Source organism: Lacibacter sp. MH-610 (genome assembly GCF_045780045.1).
GTDB lineage: Bacteria > Bacteroidota > Bacteroidia > Chitinophagales > Chitinophagaceae > Lacibacter.
Genome location: NZ_CP116002.1, coordinates 2,190,206 through 2,209,491 on the forward strand (window position 1 = coordinate 2,190,206; position 19,286 = coordinate 2,209,491).

Below are 19,286 nucleotides of genomic sequence, written 5' to 3' on the forward strand. Positions count from 1 at the left end.
GGTTAAAGATAGATCGGCGTAAAAATATGATTTTTTACACACCCACTACATTCACATTCAATTCCGGTTTGTTGAGTAAAAACTCAGCCATATCATCATTCATTTCAAAACCTTTCTCTACCGTATTGATGCTGATCTTCCAGTTTTCTTTCGGTTCATAGAGATTGATCTTCAAACTGCTTTTGCCCGGATTTTTCTTGATGTTCTTTTCAAAAAAGTGCACCATCTCTTCTGACAGGAAACGTGGTTCTACATCAATTACCAATTGACGGGTCATGGTTCGCTTAACAGTTTCCAGTAATAACACAGAACTTATTTTAAATTCAAAGTCATCTGATTTGTTCCACCGTGTTTTAAACGTTCCGGTTACAAATACTACTGCTCCGGGAGTAAAATGATCTTTGAACTTTACAAAGTCTTCACCAAATAATGCAAACTCAGTATTGCCTGTGTAATCTTCAATGGTACAAATGCCAAACTGTTTGCCCGTTTTAGTCACCCGTTGGTTGTGTGTGGTTACCAAACCGGCCAGCCGAAACTGCTGAAACGGATTGGCATGAAGGGTAATGGCTTCTTTAAACTCATTAAAATCTGCAATGGGTGTGATTTTGTAATACGAGAGTTCAAAACGGAAATGATCCAGCGGATGACCGCTGATGAACATGCCCGTTACCTCTTTTTCAAAATCTAATTTTTGGGTTAAAGTCCATTCTTCACAATTGGCGATTTTAGGAGTAGGAATTTCCATCATCATACTTTCGCCAAACAAGGTGTTACTGTTGCTTTGAATATTATTCTGATATCGGTTGCCAAAGTTGATGATACGTTCTAATGTATTCACCGTATCACCCGGCATAACATGAAAATATTGTGCACGGTGATAAGCAGTGAAGCAATCGAAGGCACCACCATACACCAGGCTTTCCAATGATTTTTTATTTACAGTGCGTTGATTAATGCGTTTAATAAAATCAAACACATCTTTAAAATGCCCACGTTTGTTGCGTTCTTCAATAATACTTTCCAGCGCTGCTTCGCCCACACCTTTTAATCCTCCCAAACCAAAACGGATTTCACCTTTTTTGTTAGGAGCAAACCCAATCTGTGATTCATTAATATCAGGTCCTAGCACTTTAATGCCCATACGTTTGCACTCTTCCATAAAGAAGGTGATCTTTTCAATAGCGCCTGCGTTGTTTAACACAGCACTCATATATTCAGCAGGGTAGTGTGCTTTGAGATAAGCTGTTTGATACGCTACATACGCATAACAGGTAGAGTGTGATTTGTTGAAGGCATATTGTGCAAAGGCCTCCCAATCCGTCCAGATTTTTTCAAGCTTATCAGCAGGATGACCTTTAGCTGTTGCGCCATCTACAAACTGCTTCTTCATTTTATCCAGCACGGCTTTTTGCTTTTTACCCATGGCTTTACGTAATACATCCGCATCGCCTTTGCTGAAGCCTGCCAGTTTTTGCGCCAGCAACATTACCTGCTCCTGGTACACGGTAATACCATATGTTTCCTGCAGGTATTCTTCCATGTCGGGCAAGTCGTAACTGATGGCTTCTTTACCATGCTTCCGGTCAATAAAGTTGGGAATGTAGGCAATCGGTCCCGGACGGTACAGAGCGTTCATGGCAATCAAATCGCCAAACTGATCGGGCTTAAGTTCACGCAAATATTTTTGCATACCCACGCTTTCAAACTGGAACGTACCGATAGTAGCACCGTGTTGATAGAGTTCAAATGTTTTGGTATCATCCAATGGTATTGCGTCAATATCAATTTCTACATCATGATTTTGTTTGATGAGCACTAGTGCACTCTTAATGATGCTGAGGGTTTTCAAACCCAGGAAGTCCATTTTGATAACCCCGGCTTCTTCAATCACACTTCCTTCAATTTGTGTAAGCCACAAATCAGAATCTTTTGAAGTACATACCGGAATCAAATCTGTTAAATCTTTAGGTGCAATGATGATGCCTGCAGCGTGGATGCCTGTATTACGAACAGATCCTTCCAGGATTTCTGCTTCGTGTAAAATACGTGCCGGTAAATCATCGCCATTATAAACCTGGCGGATCTTTTTTACAGATTCGAGTTCATCAGGTCCTAAGGCTTCTTTTTCACTCAAACTTTTTTCACCTGTTAGAGGCGCATGTAAAACACGTTTCAATGAAACACCCGGACGCTCCGGAACCAGTTTTGATAAAGCACGGCTCTCCGGCAATGGTAAATCCATCACCCTTGCCACATCTGCAATACTACTCTTGGCAGCCATGGTACCATAAGTAATAATCTGTGCCACCTGTGCTTTGCCATATTTATCCACTACATAATCAATTACTTTCTGGCGACCATCATCGTCAAAGTCTGTATCAATATCAGGCATTGACTTACGATCCGGATTTAAGAAACGCTCAAACAGCAGGTTGTACTTAATGGGATCAATATTGGTGATACCGATGCAATAAGCCACCACACTTCCTGCAGCAGAGCCACGGCCCGGACCTACAAACACTCCCATTTCTCTCCCAGCTTTAATGAAATCACTTACAATGAGGAAGTAACCGGCAAAGCCCATTGTTTTTACAGTGAAGAGTTCAAAATCAATCCGCTCACGCACATGTTCCTCAATTTCATGATAGCGTTCTTTTGCTCCTTTGTAGGTAAGATGTTTAAGGTATTCCCATTGGTTGAGATTGGCATCTTCGTGTATCTGAAATTCTTTGGGAATGGGAAAGGCAGGAAGCAGAATATCTTTTTTTAAGTTGAGTACATCAACCTTGTCCACAATTTCATTCGTGTTATCGATGGCATCAGGGATGTCTTCAAACACTTTTTTCATTTCCGCAGTTGTTTTGAAATAGAACTGGTCGTTTGGAAATGCAAAGCGTTTGTTCTTTATACTTACGTCGTCATCGGTAAATTCACGAAGGGCAGGAGTTGATTGTTTTTCGCCTGTGTTGATGCAAAGTAAAATATCGTGGGCATTGAAATCTGTTTGATCCACGTAATGTGAATCATTAGATGCAATCACTTTTACATTATACTTTTTAGCAAACTTCAGCAGTATGGCATTCACTTTGTCCTGTTCTGCCATGCCATGCCTTTGAATTTCTACATAATAGTCTTTCTGAAAAATATTCAGCCACCATTTGAATTCATTTTCTGCTTCTTCTTCGCCCTTGGTTAAGATCATTTGCGGAACCATAGCCCCCAAACAGCAGGTAGTTGCAATCAAACCTTCGTGATATTTATGAATCAATTCTTTGTCAATACGTGGATACTTGCTGTACATACCTTCAATAAAACCAAGGGATGTAAGCTTTACTAAATTTTTATAACCAGTTTCGTTTTTTGCCAGCAATACCTGGTGAAAACGATTATCTCTTTGTTCTTTGCTGAAGGTTTTGATATGGCGGTTCTCTGTTAAATAAAATTCACAGCCCACAATGGGTTTTACTTTCAGGCTGCCATCTTCTTTTTTATGTTTGTAAGCTTCCGCAACAAATTGAAAAGCACCGAACATATTACCATGATCAGTAATTGCCAGGGCCGGCATATCATCTTTGATTGCTTTATCATATAAAGAACTGATGGAGGCAGCTCCATCCAGCAATGAATATTGTGTGTGAACGTGTAAATGAGAAAATTGGCACATGTAACCTGTAAGTCTTTAAGTGTGTTTGCGCAAATTTCGGGGAATGTGGGTCAATACAGAATATCATTTAATCCACAATATTGGCAGTTAAAACAGGCAATTATGTATTGAAGTTCAGCGTTTACAAAACTGTTACAGGCATCAATAAGGCTGATAGGCTGCAAATATGGCACTATCCTTGTCTCTTAGGGCCGTAACAATTACTTTTGCACATTCTTTACCAATGTTAAGAGGACTTACATATTTGTTGATTTTAGTGGTATTCTCCAGTTGTACCGGACTGAAGAATATGTTTCAGTCTGCACCTGTTAAGCAACCTGCTGCAAAAACAAATACCCCTTTTATTGAAGATATTGCCATACGACCTGATGGCGAGCCTGTGCCTACTAAAAACAATAAACAAGCGTCTCCAGATTTTATTACAAAACAGGTGGGTGGTTTTGGTGCACCGTTGGAAATGTTCAGCATCAACCAATTTAAATATGCCATTCAGTTGAATGTGCCTGTTGAAGCCATCTCCAATGTTTCACTTTATAACATGATTGATGAATGGTGGAATACGCCTTACCGTTTGGGAGGCACAACCAAGAAAGGAATTGATTGCAGCGCCTTTGTGCAAACATTAATGCTGGGTGTGTTTGCCGTGCAACTGCCAAGAACTGCAAGGGAGCAACGATCAGTAAGCACTTCCATAGAACCGCAGGAATTAAGAGAAGGCGATCTGGTGTTTTTTAATACAAGAGGTGGTGTATCACATGTGGGCGTTTATCTGCACAACAATAAATTTGTACATGCATCTACCAGTGGTGGTGTAATGATCAGCGATTTGAATGAAGAGTACTGGCGAAGAAAATTCCTGGGTGCGGGCAGGATTTTACAATCCATCTTACCAAGACCATAATCATTATCTTTGCTGAGGCTTTTGTACAAAAGCCTTTTTTATTTTATGTTGACAAAACGAATCATTCCCTGTCTGGATATCAAAGATGGCCGTACGGTGAAAGGAACCAACTTTGTTGATCTGCGTGATGCCGGCGATCCTGTAGAGTTAGGCGCCTTGTATGCACAACAGGGTGCTGATGAACTGGTGTTCCTGGATATTACAGCTACCGTTGAAAAAAGAAAAACCCTGAGTGAACTGGTTAAAAACATTGCCCGGCATGTGAATATTCCTTTTACAGTGGGCGGTGGTGTAAGGAGTGTGGAGGACCTGGATGTGTTGCTCAACAGTGGTGCTGATAAGGTGAGTGTGAATACAGCCGCTTTTCACAACCCTCAACTGATTAATGATATAGCCAAAGCAGCCGGCAGTCAATGTTGTGTTTTAGCAATTGATACCAAGAAAGAGGAAGATGGTGAATGGTATGTGTACCTGAATGGTGGCCGTACGAAAACGGACATAACCTGTTTTGACTGGGCAAAGCAAGGAGTTGATTTAGGTGCCGGTGAAATTTTATTAACCAGTATGAACAATGACGGTACCAAGCAGGGTTTTGCACTGGATATTACCAAACGTTTATCCATTTCCTTGCCCGTGCCGGTAATTGCCAGTGGTGGTGCCGGAACCATGGAGCATTTTGCGGATGTGTTTGAGCAGGCTTATGCAGATGCAGCATTGGCAGCAAGCATTTTTCATTTTAAGGAAATAGAAATAAGGGAATTGAAAAACTATTTATTGCAAAGACAAGTGGCTGTAAGAAATTAAATTTGTATTGGATAGAAACACAGATACAACAGATTTGAAAGATAGTAACAGAAAGATCAAATAATTAAAACATAGCATTGTTGAATGGTGATTAAAGAAAATCTGTGAATATCATTTTAATCAGCATCATCAGTGACTCAATCAAACATGAAACCGGATTATTCAAAATACCAGGATGGCCTCGTTCCTGCAATCATTCAGGATTTTAAGACCAACAAAGTGCTCATGATGGGTTTTATGAACGAAGCTGCATTAGCACAAACTGAAAGCAGCGGAAAAGTAACCTTCTACAGTCGAAGTAAACAACGTCTTTGGACCAAAGGCGAAGAAAGCGGGAATTTCTTATTGGTAAAACAGGTGTTGCTGGATTGTGACCATGATACATTGCTGATTAAAGCGGAACCGCAAGGACCCACTTGTCACACCGGTGCTGATACGTGCTGGAGTGAACGCAACCATACAGATGATTTTCTCTACTACCTGCAGGATATTATTGACCTGCGCCGGAAGAGTTCTGATGAAAAGTCGTATGTAAAACAATTATTCGGGAAAGGAATTAATAAAATTGCACAGAAAGTAGGCGAGGAGGCCACGGAAGTAATTATTGAAGCCAAAGACAATAACGAAGAATTGTTTTTAAATGAAGCCGCTGATCTGCTGTTTCACTTTATCGTTTTGTTAAGAGCCAAAGATGTTACTTTACAGGACGTAACCTACGTATTACAACAACGTCATTCCAAATAATATGAAAACGTTTATTGCTGCAATACTTCTGTTCTTATCTGCCGGTATCAAGGCCCAGCAGAATTTTACCATTAACGGTGTTATTAACGGTTTGCCTGATGCAACAGAAATAACGCTTCATTTTGACAATCCGCAAAACGATGCCATTGCAAAAGCTGTATCCAAAAACGGAAAGTTTGAATTGAAGGGAACAATAGCTGAACCTGCTTTGTATGTGCTTACCTATGCTGGCAGCAAACAAAACCTGGGCATTTTCCTGGAGCCGTTAACGGTAACGGTACAAGCGCAAAAGGATTCATTGGTGTATGGAGTAGTAAAAGGGTCGGCAGTACATGATGCTTTTACTCAATTCAGAAATGAGTTTGATCCTTATTTCTTTCGTTTGGATCAATTAGGCCGAATGATGAACGATCCCTCAATGGCTGCCAAACAGGATTCATTGTACAGGGTAGTAACAGATGTTGTAAATGAACTCAACATCAAGGCAGATGCTTATGTGCAGGCAAATAATAAATCAGCAGTAACACCTCTCTTACTTTATATACTTTATAGTTTTTTCCAGCAGCCTGAAGCTTTGTACACCCGTTTTGAATTGCTGGATGATGTTTCCAAGAAAAGTTATTATGGAAGAATGGTGGGTGATATTGTAAAAGAAACAAGAATTGGTGCTGTTGGCACAGATGCGGTAGATTTTAGCCAGGCAGATGTAAATGGCAATATGATTTCCCTTTCATCTTTTAAAGGCAAATATGTGCTGGTAGATTTCTGGGCCAGCTGGTGCGGCCCCTGTCGTGTTGAAAATCCGAATGTTGTTGCTGCCTATAATAAATACAAGAATAAAAATTTTACAGTATTTGGTGTATCCCTGGATCAGGACAAACAAAGATGGTTGCAGGCTATTTCTAAAGACAAATTAACCTGGACGCATGTAAGTGATTTAAAAGGCTGGGGTAATGAAGTGGCTCGTTTGTACCGTATCTCTGCTATTCCCCGGAATTTTCTGGTTGGCCCTGATGGAAAAATCATCGCCAAAGACTTACGTGGCGAAGAACTCAATGCCAAACTTGCTGAACTCATAAAATAAAAATCAAGATGAAATTTGTTGCTGTAATTCTATCGGTGCTGTTGTTACAATCAGTTACAGCACAGGAAAAGTCTTTTGTTGTTAACGGAACGATTCCAGTTACCACCAAAAAGTTTAAAGCCCTGTTGAGCTGGAACAATGGTGCCACTGCCGAAGAAGTAAACGTTGTGAATGGAAAATTCACAATTAAAGGAACCATTGATGAGCCCGTGGCTGCCACGCTCATGTTACAGGAAACAAATCCTCCTGCCAATAAAAAGTTTGATCGTATGGAGTACCTCCGCAACAATCTTTCTTTGTTTCTCGATGGCGGAACCATCACCATTGTCACAAAAACATTTTTAAGTGATGCAGAAGTAAAAGGTTCAACTGTTGTAAATGATTATTACAAATACACGCAACAGGTAAAAGATATTACAGCACTGGATAACCAGTTAGGTATGGTGTATTACAGTTACGCACAGGCTAAAAATGCAGCGGTTACTGATAAGCTGATGGAGATGTATAAAACACTCAGCTCCATTTACTATGATGCACAACTTGCTTTTGTAAAAAAGAATCCTGCTTCGCCTGTTTCCCTGTTTTTTGTAAAGCAGGTGCTTGGTATGGATATGGATGCAGCCAAAGCCGGGCCGATGTTTCAATTGCTTGCTGCCGAGTTGCAAAACAGTAATACCGGTAAAGAACTGGCCTCATTAATTGAAGTGGGTAAGAAGAGCATGGTTGGAGTGGCAGCTCCTGATTTTACACAGCCTTCACCGGAAGGAACCAATATTTCACTAGCTTCTTTTAAAGGCAAATATGTGCTGGTTGATTTCTGGGCTAGCTGGTGCGGTCCCTGCCGTGCAGAAAGTCCGAACCTGGTAAAAGCTTATGAGCAATACAAACCCAAAGGCTTTGAAATATTCAGTGTGAGCCTTGATGATAAAAAAGATAAATGGCTCAAAGCGGTGAAAGATGATGGTTATACCTGGCCCCAGGCAGGCGATTTAAAAGGCTGGGAAAATGCCGCCGCTTCTTTATTTGGCATTTCAGGAATACCTTTTAATTTTTTGGTTGATCCTAACGGAATCATTGTTGCAAGAAATTTAAGAGGTGAAGACCTGGAGAAAAAGCTGAGCGAGTTGTTTAAGTAATTACTTCAGCACTCCATATAAACTTCCACCTTTATCAAACAACCGGTCTATCTTCTTTTCTACTTCCGGGTCTTCCTCCACCGGTGGGGCATGATGTGGTTTTAATCGTGCATCAAACACAACAGGTCCGTGGCATCCCCAATGTTTATATTCTGTAAAGGAGTTAATGCCATACACGTCATGGCTTGGGTTAACTCTTGTGTAACTCACCCATAAATAATTGCGGAGATTAGCAGCAGTGAAAGATGCGTCATCACAAATGATGATTTGAGCAACAGAGTTTAATGGATCATTGTTACTTGATAATTGATGATTCAATTGCTCCATTTCAGTTGCTGCATCTTTATAGTTTGCAAACTTCTTGGTTTGTAAGGCAATTACACCCGGCATACATAACTGTTCATTTTCAAAACCGTTCAACTCTTTTAATGCCTGCGGTACTTCTCTGCACAATTCACGCCTTACTTCTCCATAAGCAGCTAAAACTAATTTACTGCCGCTGTTCAATCCTGTACCTGAATAGTCTAATGTGTCAATCGTAGTGTTTGTATGAAAATGTAAATCTCTGCTTAAATCAATTCGTTCAAATATGTATTCTAAAAACTCCTGTACATTATGTGTATGCAGTTGATTGGTATCATCAGCAGTAATGAATAAAAATTTTGCCAGACTCAATTGCCCTGTTCCCAACACATGATTAGCGATGGTTAATAATTCCGCAGGTTGTTTGGCAGGCATGAAAGGTGTATATCGTTCACTGCCGATTGCCAGGAGCAGTGGATGCACACCTGCTGCATCAACGGCATTTACTTCTTTTAAACCCGGTATTTCCTGTTGAATAGCTTTGCCGGTTAATTCATGAATCAATTCACCAAAACTTGTGTCTTCCTGTGGTGGGCGACCCACAACAGTAAACGGCCAGATGGCATTCTTCTTTGCATACACTTTGTTCACCTTCATTAAAGGAAAAGGATGTGTGAGGCTGTAATAGCCAAGATGATCGCCAAAAGGTCCTTCGGGTTTGTTTTGATGAGGATACACTTCGCCTGTAATTATAAAATCAGCATCATTGCTCAATGCATTACCTAAAGCATCATAACTGTACCGGAATCTTCTTCCTCCCAGTACACCTGCAAAAGTCATTTCACTGATCCCTTCCGGTAAAGGCATTACAGCGCTTAAGGTGTGTGAGGGTGGGCCACCTACAAAACAGCTTACTTTCAGCGGTTGACCTTTGGCGTTAGCTTTTGTTTGGTGTACACCAATACCCCGGTGTAATTGATAATGCAAACCGATTTCTTTATTCAGTTCATACTCATTACCGGTAAGCTGAATACGGTACATGCCAAGGTTTGATTTCATAATACCCGGTTTCTCCACATCCTCAGTATATACTTGGGGTAATGTTATAAATGCACCGCCATCCATCGGCCAGTGATGGATCAATGGTAAATCAGCAATCTTTATTTCTTCAAATGAATGTGATGAGCTTTTTTTAGGTAAGGCTTTTAATGCTGCTAATCCTGTATTCAAATTCTGAAACGGATGTTTAATGGCTTTGATGGGGTCTTCTTTCAGTTCAATCAGTTTCTGTACCAATGCAAACGTATCCCTGAACATCCATTTGCTTCGTTCCAATGTGCCGAAGATATTCGAAGCAGCACGGTAGTTGGTTCCTTTTACACGTTCAAATAACAAAGCCGGGCCTTTGGCTTCATATACACGCAAATGAATAGCTGCCATTTCCAGGTAAGGATCTACTTCTTCTTTAATACGAACAAGCTGCCCGTTCTTTTCTAAATCCAGTAAACATGCTTCTAAGGAACTGTATGCCATAATTTGTAAAGATGTTGCAAGGTACAAAACAATCAGCGCCTTTACATGTTGTATGATGCGTAAACCAGATAACTTCGCATATTCGTTCCAACAAAATGGTACAGGCATATAATTTTTTAGCAGCGTGGCAGTTGTTTCCTGAAAAATGCAGTTACGAACAAGGGCAAACACCCAAAAGCGGGAATTGTAAAATTGAATCGGTGAAAAGCGGAACCAAACTCAGCATGAGTGTGAATTGGGTAACCCATCTCAACGAAGCTTTTTATTCTTCTTATGAATTTGTACCCGATGGCGAACTGCATGAGTTTGAAAATAAAGAAGTGGCACACCAGCTACGTTGTGAAATTTCCAATTCATCAACCATGATGATTGAATTCCTTACGTATGGACAAACAAAACTGAAAGCTGTTCATGAAATAATGCCCAACGGCTATTTGAAAATTACACAGGAAGGTATTTCGCCGGAAGGCAAACGGTTCAGGAATATAGAAATTTATCACAAGCAAATGAGTGTATTGCCTTACGCATCCAGTATCGGAGGTGTGGTGATCAGGCCTACCAAAGAAGACGTTATCCGTCACCAGGCATTACAGGCTATGGAAGAACAAACCGATATGCAGCTTGATCAGATCAGAGAGCAGATTGAGTTGCTGGCACGCCAGGCACAGGAAATTGTAAAACGCAAGGAAATGTCCATGATGATCTATGATGCCAAACTCAACTTTCGACCCATCATCGGTCATGTATATCATTTGTACCAGAATAAGGATGACAGTTATATCTTATCCATGGTAAGCCCGAAAGAGTGGGGTGGAAACGGGCCCTTCAAACAATTTATTGCTTCCGCTAAATTACTGGCAGATCATACCTGGATGGAAGTATAAAACAGCGGTTCAGCTATTATAGGCCTGTAGTACTATATTGTGGTATTATAGTATCTTGGTACTATATTTTGCCATTATAGTATTTAAAGCCTATATTTGAATTATGAGCCCCTGCGTTGCTTCTTTAGATATTGTAAACTCTTCAAAGCTTACCGCTGCGAAGCGCAGAAAGCTGCTGGCTATTGTTGAAAAATGTATGCAGGTGCTGAAGCAGGAATCAAAAGACCTGGTGTATGAAATAAGCAGGGGCGACAGTATTCAACTGCTTTGGAAAAAAAATGCAAACGAAGCGCTGCGTCAATGTTTGTGGATGCACATGATGTTGCTGAAAGAAGGATTTGACATGCGTACCGGCTTTGGTGTGGGGTCGATTTCGCTGATAACGAAAACCCTGGCTACATCGGATGGAAAAGCATTTCAGCTTTCAGGTCGTTGTCTCGATGCCATTAAGAATACTGATAACCGTATAGCTGTTGCGTTTGAAACCGAAGCGCTCAATCATGAATGGACGGTACATAATATTGTGCTGAACTATGTGTTGCAACGTACCACAGCACCACAAGCCGTAGCCATGGCATTAATGTTGCAGAATAAAACACAACTGGAAGTAGCCAAAGCGCTTCGTATTAAACAGCCTTCTGTTCACCAGCGGCTAAAGGCAGGCGGTTGGGTAATCATTCAATCAGTGGTGAATCGTTTTCAACAAATTCAGCAATAACTTTTACATGGAACATCTTTTCCTGATACTGCAATGGATTACAGCACATTTTCTGCTGGATTTTCCGTTGCAGCCAAGAAAATGGATTGAACATAAAAAGGCAAAGGGTTTTGCCAGCGGATACCTGTACCTGCATGGATTGCTGCATGGCGCTGCTGTGTGGGCCTTTACCGGAAGTATGCAATGGTGGTGGTTATTGCCGGTTGTTGGTAGTACACATATTCTGATTGATGCATGGAAGGTAAAAAGACCGGACACGCTTGTTTATTTCCTGGTGGATCAAATTTTGCATTTACTGGTATTAGGTATCTGTTTCTTCAGCATGCAGCAGGAATGGACTGCGGTGTGGAATTTTACAAAAGGTTCATGGAGCAATTATCAAAACTGGTTAATTGCTGTCGTGGTGCTGTTCAATATTTTTCCTGCGGCCTTCTTAATACAACTCGCTACTCAAAACTGGCGCAGGCAGTTAATAGAAGTGAATGCTCCCATAATTACAGAAAGTTTAAAAGATGCAGGAAAGTGGATTGGTATGCTGGAACGTTGTATCATTCTTGCCTGTATTGCAACAGGTCGCTATGAAGGTGTAGGTATTCTTATTGCAGCAAAATCTATTTTAAGGTTTAATGATTTAAAAGGCGAACATTCGCAAAAGCAAACCGAGTATGTATTGATAGGGACATTGATGAGTTTTATAACCGGCATTTTATCCGGATTATTATTACGATTTATCTGAACAGGCGTATAGTACCCTGATACTATAATCCAGAAATATAGTACCGTGGTACTATAAATGAATTTAAATATGAATTATCTCATTGAAGTAAAAAAAAGCGGGATTGCCGGTAAAGGAGCTTTTGCCAAAGAGCGGATACCGGCACGGAAAAAACTGGGCAACATGTCAGGAGAAATCATCAGCTTCCGGGAGGCCCGGCGAAGAGTAAAACAACAACCCGGTGCTGCTTTGCTGATGGTGGAATTTGACCATGAACCCATTGCCCTTGATGCCAGTGTAAACCGTAATGAGCTTTCCTATATCAATCATTCCTGCGATGCCAATACTTACCTGCGAAGAGCTTATGGCAAAGTGGAATTTTACAGCAAGCGTGCCATTAAAAAAGGAGAGGAGTTAACAGCCGATTATGGTGAAACACATCATGACGGTAAGTTGCCCTGCAGGTGTGGTGCCAAGAATTGCAGAGGGTTTATTTAATTTCAACACTGAGGCAGGAGGTCAAGAGTTCATTGAGGAAATTTCTTTGTGTTACTTTGTGTCTCTTTGCTCCGTGTTGAAACTTCTTAACTTTGAACTATGACCAAGCTCTCCGTTAATATCAACAAATTTGCCACGCTGCGTAACAGCCGTGGGGGTAACCGGCCGGATGTGTTGCAAGCTGCTATTGATGCACAGCGTTTTGGTGCCGATGGTGTAACGGTTCATCCAAGACCGGATGAACGTCATATCCGTTATGAGGATGTGCGTCAGATCAAACAGATCATTACTACTGAATTTAATATAGAGGGTAATTGCCGGGAGCAATCATTTATTGACCTGGTGCTGGAAGTAAAACCACAGCAGGTAACCCTGGTGCCCGATACCACCGGACAACTCACCAGCGATCATGGATGGAATACTATTAAATACAAAAATTATCTTACTGAAATGATCGGCATGTTTAAAGCAGCCGGTATCCGTACCTCTATTTTTGTGGATCCGGAAATGCGGATGATTGAAGGTGCTGCTGAAGTAGGTACTGATCGTATTGAACTATACACAGAGCGATATGCGAAACAGTATTTAATTGACCCCAGAGAAGCTGTACAGTCTTACCTCGTAGCTGCCACCCGTGCCCGTTCGTTTGGTCTGGGTATCAATGCCGGGCATGACCTGGATCTGCAGAACCTAAACTATCTTATCAAAACCATTCCATGGATTGATGAAGTAAGCATTGGTCATGCATTGGTTTGCGATGCTTTGTACCTGGGATTTGAAAATGTGGTGCAGTTGTATAAGAGGGCGTTGGTGGTGTAATTGTTTTGAAGTTACCCGCCTGTTTCACCCGTCCTCACTTTTATCTTTTTCTTACTACTGTTCTTTTTTTCGTATTCAGCTACTTCTTTGGGTTTGGGTTTGTCTTTCTTCTCTTCTTTCTTTTCCACTACCGTAGTGCCATCAGCATCACCTTCTTTTTTAATTACACCATTAGCAGTGCCGGTGCCATCGTCCAGTTTTCCGAAAATGAAATTCTGTTTCTGTAATACTTTGCCGGAGCCGGGTTCAAATACTTTCCAGATGCCATGCGGTACCGTTGATGCTTCCAGTTTTACTTCCACCAAATATACTTTCTTGGGATCGTTGATGTCAAACACTTCCACTGTTTCCGTAGGTTTATCAGGATTCTGTGCCAGCCAGCTTTCTTCTTTCACCAAATCACCCATGGTACTAAAATATTGCTGCGGCCCATGCTTATGACCCCAACGGTAGTTTTCAATGCCAATCAGATCACCCTGTAAGGTAAACACACGCCAGGGGCCGATTTTCTTATCATCTTTATATTCACCTTCCTCTTCATATCCTGGTTCGCCCCGTATCTCTTCCACACGGATTACCCAGCGTCCCTGTTTCCATCCTTTCTGATCTTTGCAATTGAGTGTATCACCCTTCACCCCAATGATATATTCTTTACATTGTGCGGCGCCGTTCATCCAAAACAGGATAGCGGCAACAAGGCATATCAGCAGGATTCGTAAGTTTGAAATCATAACATGAGAAAATTTAAACCAAACCACATGCACACATTTACAACGACGGCGGGCATTAAAAATTGCCTCTTCAAAGTTACAGCCGTTTTATTTCTGAGTTTACAGATTACCGTTGCAACTGCACAAATCAAGCCAACAACGGCCGAAGAAAGAGCGAAAGGATTAACGATTCGCAAAGACCTTGAAAAAAAGTCACTTTTAAAGGATGTAAAGTTCCGCAATATTGGCCCCAGTATTATGAGCGGTCGTGTGGTGGATATTGAAGCCAACCCTGAAGATCCTACTGAATTTTATGTGGCCTATGCTACCGGCGGTTTATGGCACACCAAAAACAACGGGCAATCGTTCACACCCATTTTTGACAATGAAGATGTGATTACCATTGGTGATATTGCTGTAAAATGGTATGGCGCCAGAATAATCTGGGTAGGAACTGGTGAAGTAAACAGCAGCCGTTCTTCCTATGCCGGTAATGGTGTGTATAAGAGCAGCGACAATGGCAAAACATGGGAATATGTGGGCTTGCCTGAAAGTCATCATATCGGTAAAATACAATTGCACCTTACTGATCCTAACACCGCATGGGTGGCGGCATTGGGTCATTTATACAGTCCCAATAAAGAGCGTGGAGTGTTTAAAACAACCGATGGCGGTAAAACATGGAAGCAAACCTTGTTTGTGGATGAAAATACCGGTGCAGTTGAAATGGATATGAATCCTAACAACCCTATGGAATTGTATGCTGCTGTTTGGTATAAAACCCGCCGTGCCTGGAAGTTTGAAGAAAGCGGACCCACCACCGGTATTTATAAAAGTACAGATGGCGGTAACACCTGGAATTTAATAAGCGGCCAGGGCAGTGGATTTGCAGAAGGAAAGAAACTGGGCCGGATCGGTTTGTGTGTATTTCCGCAAAATCCAAATATTGTTTATGCTATCATCGACAACAATGAGCCAAGACCTGATACAGCACGTCGTGCACCGGTTGATACCACCATTCAACTGAAAAACTTTAAAACCATGAGTAAGGAAACCTTCCTTGCACTGGATGATAAAAAGCTGGATAGTTTTATGCGTCGTCAGCGTTTTCCTGCAAAGTACACAGCGGCTTCAGTAAAAGAAATGGTGAAGAATGATAAAATACAACCCGTGGCCTTATGGGATTATTTTGATGCCGGGGATGATGGTTTCAGTAACAGCGGCATCAAAGGTTGCGAAGTATACCGGAGTGATGATGCGGGAAAAACATGGAGAAAAACACATGAAAAATTTATTCCCACATTTAATACCTATGGATATTACTTCGCTAAGATTTATACATCGTACACCAATCCGGATAAAGTATTTATTCTCGGTTTTAATGCCATGTTGAGTACAGACGGCGGTAAGAATTTCAAAAATATTGATAAAGGAAATGTGCATGCAGATCATCATGCATTGTGGGTGAATCCTAAAAAAGACAGTCATATTATCAATGGTAATGATGGCGGTACTAATATTTCATATGATGATGGTGAGAACTGGTTTAAAGCAAATACACCGGCTGTGGGGCAGTATTATGCCATTACTGTTGATAATGCCAAGCCGTATAATGTGTACGGAGGTTTACAGGATAATGGAAGCTGGTGGGGACCATCCAATAACCGTGAAAGTATTGACTGGGTGGACAATGGTGAATACGGGTTCAAAGTAATGAATGGCGGTGATGGTATGCAGGCGCAGGTGGACACAAGAGACAATGCTACAGTTTATAGTGGCAGCCAGTTTGGTTTTTATCAACGTTTAGACAGAACAAAAGGACAAAACCAACAACGGGTTACGGTGCGTCCTGTACATGAATTAGGCGAAAAGCCTTTGCGTTTCAATTGGCAAACACCCATACTTCTCTCCAAACACAACCAGGATATTTTTTATTATGGCAGCAATCGTTTTGCCAGGAGTATGAACAAAGGTGAAGGCATGCAAAACCTCAGCACTGATTTAACAGGCGGACGAAAAGAAGGGAATGTGCCTTTTGGAACATTAACCACCATGAGTGAATCACCGCTGCGTTTTGGTTTGATTTATACCGGGAGTGATGATGGTTTTATAAATGTGAGCAAGGATGGCGGTTATAGCTGGACGGCTCTTCACCCGAAACTTCCTAAGCAACTGCAGGGTTTGTATGTGAGCAGGGTAGTGGCCTCCAAATACAAAGAAAGCAGAGTGTATGTAACATTGAACGGTTACCGTAATGATCATTTCAATGCTTATGTATTTGTTAGTGATGATTATGGTACAACATGGAAACAGATTTGTCTGGATTTACCGGCAGAACCGGTGAATGTGATTCGTGAAGATCCCAAAGCTGAAAATGTATTATACATCGGTACCGATAATGGTTTGTATGTTTCATTAGATGGTGGTGCAAGTTCCATGGCTTGGAATGCAGCGTTGCCCAGAGTTCCGATTCATGACATTGCCATCCAGGAGCGTGACAACGAAATTGTACTGGGAACGCATGGCAGAAGTATTTACATCGCTTCGTTGAATGAAGTACAAAAATTGGCGATGGATAAAACCTATCTTGAAAAGAAAAAAGGTGAGGTGAAGTAGGAGGTAAAAGAAGAGGTAAGAAGTAGGAAGTAAGAGATACCAAATAAGATTTCTTTTAATGGTTTGGAATAAAATCAAAAGCCGTCCTGCATTAGCGGGACGGCTTTTGTTATGAATAAGGTTTTGGTTATTTCATTCTTATTTCTTTAAAATGATTTTTACAACACCGTTTTTTCCTTTCTCGCCAAATTCAGCAGTTGCCTTATCCCCTTTTAAAATACTTACGCTTTCAAAGGTAGATGGGTCTATTTTGTTTATTTCTTCCTTTGAAAGAATTTTTCCATCTACCACATATAGCAGGTTTTCTTCGCCTGATGTGTTAATTTTTAAATTGCCTTTTCCGTTTGCAGTTGGTTGATCGTCCGTAATTGTAACTGCTACACCTGAAGTAGAGAGCGTATTTTTAGTGCCGCTTCCGGTTGCTGTAGTTACGGTTTTGTTTTTAGTTTTGATCATAACCACACCATCTTTTCCTTCATCCCCGTAAATGGCAGTTGCAGATTGGTTTTTAAGTATGTTAATTGACTCAATGGTATTCGGATCAATTGAATTGAGATTAAAAAATCCTTTCTTCTGCTTTACTCCATCAACAATAACAAGTGCATTTGTAAGTTGACCGGTATTTTTTTCCGATAAGGGTTGGCCTGTTGTTGATGGTTTATAAGTGATTGTACCTGTAGCATAGGTAACACCCTGGCCCTGACTTGTTGAAGCCGTTGCAGGACTTGTTGCAGTAACCTTAGAGTTTACCGGTGGAATGGCTCCATACTTTTTTTCATAAACAGATTTGGCGGCATCCCAGTCAGTAAGTTTTACTGCTTCAACAATCTTTTTCTTCTTGTCTTTTACAATTACAACACATTCACCATTATCATCTGCAATGCTCAGGTAATATCCTTTTGTATTAATCGGTACTTCCTGCCGGTCTTCAATGGCTATGGCTATTGGAGCAAATGACTTATCAGGTGTTGCTGGCGGATCAGGTGTTACAACTGCGGTTGGTGCGGTTGCTCCCTGAACAGTAGCAGGAGGTGCAGGAGGGTTAGGTAATGCCAAAGCTTCTTTTATTTTGCCGTACTTCTGTTCAAATCGTTTTACATCCTCTTCTTTGTTTAAATCAAAGGTTTCTTTTTGACCATTCTTAAGCGTAATCGTCACCGTTTTTGCGCCGCCTTTATTTGTTACATCCATTTGCTTGATGTTCACAACTTTCAGTTCATTCGTAGTTACAACGGCGGGTGGTGCAGGTGGTGGCGGCACCGTATCGTGCAGCACCACTTCGTTAAAACTTTGCAGTAACTGTTTCCGTTCTGTAAATGCCATCAGCAGCAGGGCTACTACCGGCACCAGTAACAGAAACTTTACAGCATGATAAGGATTTGTTTGTTTTTTGTTCATCATAATAATTCTGTTTTTCAGTTTTAAAAAATGAAAGTGATTCGCTGCAGCTATATTGTTTTGTAATCCGGATACTTTTAAAAGGTTGTACTGGTAATGTTTGGCATCAATACCCGTTTCCAGTACTAACTTATCGGTGAGGAATTCAAGGTTTTGCTTCAGTTCATTCTTCAGCAGCCAGGCAAAGGGATTGAACCAGAAAACAATCGTCAGTACTTCGCCCAGCAAAATATCAACGGTATGTTTTTGCTCTATATGAAACTGTTCATGACGGATGATCTCTTCCAGTTCAGCCTCGCTGTGCAACTGTGGGTTTACATAAATTTCATTGAAGAAAGAAAAAGGATTTACCTGTTCTTTCAGTTCCACAATTTTTACCGTGTTCAGGGTACTGATGCGTTTATTTTTCCTGAGTGCAATCAATGCTGCCATCTGCATAAGCAGACGAATGGTCATTACTGCAATGCCTGCATAGAGTAAACTGCTCAGGAATAATTCCCAGGCACCAGGAGCAGTTGTTACCGTTGTAAAGCTTAAATCAGGCAGGTATTCAATAACAGGAGGTGTTGCGGTGGTACCTGCAAACAATTTTGAAACATCTATCAACGGCAACAGGAAACTTGAGAGCACTGCCACAACAAAATACCATCTGCTCCACTTAAAAAAAGTGTCCCGTCTCAGGAGTAATTTGTAAAACAGCAGAAAAATAGCTGTAACCAGTGAGCCCTGTAAAAAGTAAGAGAAGAGGGGAGTCAT

General features: G+C 41.1%; 15 protein-coding genes. 11 read left to right on the plus strand and 4 right to left on the minus strand.

Going from position 1 to position 19,286, the window contains the following annotated elements; translation table 11 throughout:
* Positions 1 to 34: 34 nt before the first annotated feature.
* Positions 35 to 3,667, minus strand: coding sequence for a DNA polymerase III subunit alpha (dnaE, locus tag PDL71_RS10050; RefSeq protein WP_407520548.1), 3,633 nt, complete (start codon positions 3,665 to 3,667; stop codon positions 35 to 37).
* A 223-nt stretch (positions 3,668 to 3,890) separates the two neighbouring features.
* Between dnaE and PDL71_RS10055 the strand changes: the two genes are divergently transcribed.
* The 5 genes from PDL71_RS10055 (at position 3,891) to PDL71_RS10075 (ending at position 8,336) form a co-directional block, all read left to right on the plus strand.
* Entirely contained in the window at positions 3,891 to 4,568 is a 678-nt protein-coding gene (locus tag PDL71_RS10055) for a C40 family peptidase (protein WP_407520550.1), read from the plus strand.
* Between the two features lie 45 nt (positions 4,569 to 4,613).
* Positions 4,614 to 5,372, plus strand: coding sequence for an imidazole glycerol phosphate synthase subunit HisF (hisF, locus tag PDL71_RS10060; RefSeq protein WP_407520553.1), 759 nt, complete (start codon positions 4,614 to 4,616; stop codon positions 5,370 to 5,372).
* Between the two features lie 147 nt (positions 5,373 to 5,519).
* Entirely contained in the window at positions 5,520 to 6,116 is a 597-nt protein-coding gene (gene hisIE, locus PDL71_RS10065) for a bifunctional phosphoribosyl-AMP cyclohydrolase/phosphoribosyl-ATP diphosphatase HisIE (RefSeq protein ID WP_407520555.1), read from the plus strand.
* Between the two features lies 1 nt (position 6,117).
* On the plus strand, positions 6,118 to 7,200 hold the full coding sequence (locus PDL71_RS10070) for a redoxin domain-containing protein (protein WP_407520557.1): 1,083 nt from the start codon (positions 6,118 to 6,120) through the stop codon (positions 7,198 to 7,200).
* An 8-nt stretch (positions 7,201 to 7,208) separates the two neighbouring features.
* On the plus strand, positions 7,209 to 8,336 hold the full coding sequence (locus PDL71_RS10075; protein WP_407520559.1) for a redoxin domain-containing protein: 1,128 nt from the start codon (positions 7,209 to 7,211) through the stop codon (positions 8,334 to 8,336).
* Here the strand turns inward: PDL71_RS10075 and PDL71_RS10080 are convergent, their stop codons facing one another.
* Complete coding sequence (locus tag PDL71_RS10080) at positions 8,337 to 10,172, minus strand: UbiD family decarboxylase (RefSeq protein WP_407520561.1); 1,836 nt, start codon at positions 10,170 to 10,172, stop codon at positions 8,337 to 8,339.
* Positions 10,173 to 10,372: 200 nt separating this feature from the next.
* On the opposite strand from PDL71_RS10080, the gene PDL71_RS10085 reads away from it, so the two are divergent.
* From PDL71_RS10085 to PDL71_RS10105, 5 genes are all read left to right on the plus strand, one after another.
* Positions 10,373 to 11,056: a DUF2452 domain-containing protein gene (locus PDL71_RS10085; protein ID WP_407520563.1), complete on the plus strand. Its 684-nt coding sequence runs from the start codon at positions 10,373 to 10,375 to the stop codon at positions 11,054 to 11,056.
* Positions 11,057 to 11,159: 103 nt separating this feature from the next.
* Positions 11,160 to 11,774 (plus strand): hypothetical protein, encoded by a 615-nt coding sequence (locus PDL71_RS10090; protein WP_407520565.1) that lies wholly within the window; start codon positions 11,160 to 11,162, stop codon positions 11,772 to 11,774.
* Positions 11,775 to 11,781: 7 nt separating this feature from the next.
* A complete protein-coding gene (locus PDL71_RS10095; protein ID WP_407520567.1) occupies positions 11,782 to 12,510 on the plus strand; it encodes a DUF3307 domain-containing protein in 729 nt (242 codons plus the stop codon).
* Positions 12,511 to 12,579: 69 nt separating this feature from the next.
* Positions 12,580 to 12,987 carry an SET domain-containing protein gene (locus PDL71_RS10100; RefSeq protein WP_407520569.1) on the plus strand — a complete coding sequence of 136 codons (408 nt, stop codon included), beginning with the start codon at positions 12,580 to 12,582 and terminating at the stop codon, positions 12,985 to 12,987.
* Between the two features lie 99 nt (positions 12,988 to 13,086).
* The gene (locus PDL71_RS10105) at positions 13,087 to 13,806 is read left to right on the plus strand and encodes a pyridoxine 5'-phosphate synthase (RefSeq protein ID WP_407520571.1); all 720 of its coding nucleotides are present in this window, start codon (positions 13,087 to 13,089) and stop codon (positions 13,804 to 13,806) included.
* A gap of 11 nt (positions 13,807 to 13,817) precedes the next feature.
* On the opposite strand, the gene PDL71_RS10110 is transcribed toward PDL71_RS10105, so the two are convergent.
* Positions 13,818 to 14,537: a hypothetical protein gene (locus tag PDL71_RS10110; protein WP_407520573.1), complete on the minus strand. Its 720-nt coding sequence runs from the start codon at positions 14,535 to 14,537 to the stop codon at positions 13,818 to 13,820.
* Positions 14,538 to 14,564: 27 nt separating this feature from the next.
* Here PDL71_RS10110 and PDL71_RS10115 point away from each other — a divergent pair, with 27 nt between their 5' ends.
* Positions 14,565 to 17,132, plus strand: a complete 2,568-nt coding sequence (locus tag PDL71_RS10115; RefSeq protein WP_407520575.1) for a WD40/YVTN/BNR-like repeat-containing protein — start codon at positions 14,565 to 14,567, stop codon at positions 17,130 to 17,132.
* A gap of 138 nt (positions 17,133 to 17,270) precedes the next feature.
* Here the strand turns inward: PDL71_RS10115 and PDL71_RS10120 are convergent, their stop codons facing one another.
* On the minus strand, positions 17,271 to 19,286 hold the full coding sequence (locus tag PDL71_RS10120) for a TonB-dependent receptor plug domain-containing protein (protein ID WP_407520577.1): 2,016 nt from the start codon (positions 19,284 to 19,286) through the stop codon (positions 17,271 to 17,273).

Excerpts from the sequence above, each read along its gene's own strand:
- dnaE (WP_407520548.1), bottom strand. The coding sequence starts at position 3,667 with ATGTGCCAATTTTCTCATTTACACGTTCACACACAATATTCATTGCTG.
- PDL71_RS10055 (WP_407520550.1), top strand. The coding sequence starts at position 3,891 with ATGTTAAGAGGACTTACATATTTGTTGATTTTAGTGGTATTCTCCAGT.
- hisF (WP_407520553.1), top strand. The coding sequence starts at position 4,614 with ATGTTGACAAAACGAATCATTCCCTGTCTGGATATCAAAGATGGCCGT.
- hisIE (WP_407520555.1), top strand. The coding sequence starts at position 5,520 with ATGAAACCGGATTATTCAAAATACCAGGATGGCCTCGTTCCTGCAATC.
- PDL71_RS10070 (WP_407520557.1), top strand. The coding sequence starts at position 6,118 with ATGAAAACGTTTATTGCTGCAATACTTCTGTTCTTATCTGCCGGTATC.
- PDL71_RS10075 (WP_407520559.1), top strand. The coding sequence starts at position 7,209 with ATGAAATTTGTTGCTGTAATTCTATCGGTGCTGTTGTTACAATCAGTT.
- PDL71_RS10080 (WP_407520561.1), bottom strand. The coding sequence starts at position 10,172 with ATGGCATACAGTTCCTTAGAAGCATGTTTACTGGATTTAGAAAAGAAC.
- PDL71_RS10090 (WP_407520565.1), top strand. The coding sequence starts at position 11,160 with ATGAGCCCCTGCGTTGCTTCTTTAGATATTGTAAACTCTTCAAAGCTT.
- PDL71_RS10095 (WP_407520567.1), top strand. The coding sequence starts at position 11,782 with ATGGAACATCTTTTCCTGATACTGCAATGGATTACAGCACATTTTCTG.
- PDL71_RS10100 (WP_407520569.1), top strand. The coding sequence starts at position 12,580 with ATGAATTATCTCATTGAAGTAAAAAAAAGCGGGATTGCCGGTAAAGGA.
- PDL71_RS10105 (WP_407520571.1), top strand. The coding sequence starts at position 13,087 with ATGACCAAGCTCTCCGTTAATATCAACAAATTTGCCACGCTGCGTAAC.
- PDL71_RS10110 (WP_407520573.1), bottom strand. The coding sequence starts at position 14,537 with ATGATTTCAAACTTACGAATCCTGCTGATATGCCTTGTTGCCGCTATC.
- PDL71_RS10115 (WP_407520575.1), top strand. The coding sequence starts at position 14,565 with ATGCACACATTTACAACGACGGCGGGCATTAAAAATTGCCTCTTCAAA.
- PDL71_RS10120 (WP_407520577.1), bottom strand. The coding sequence starts at position 19,286 with ATGACTCCCCTCTTCTCTTACTTTTTACAGGGCTCACTGGTTACAGCT.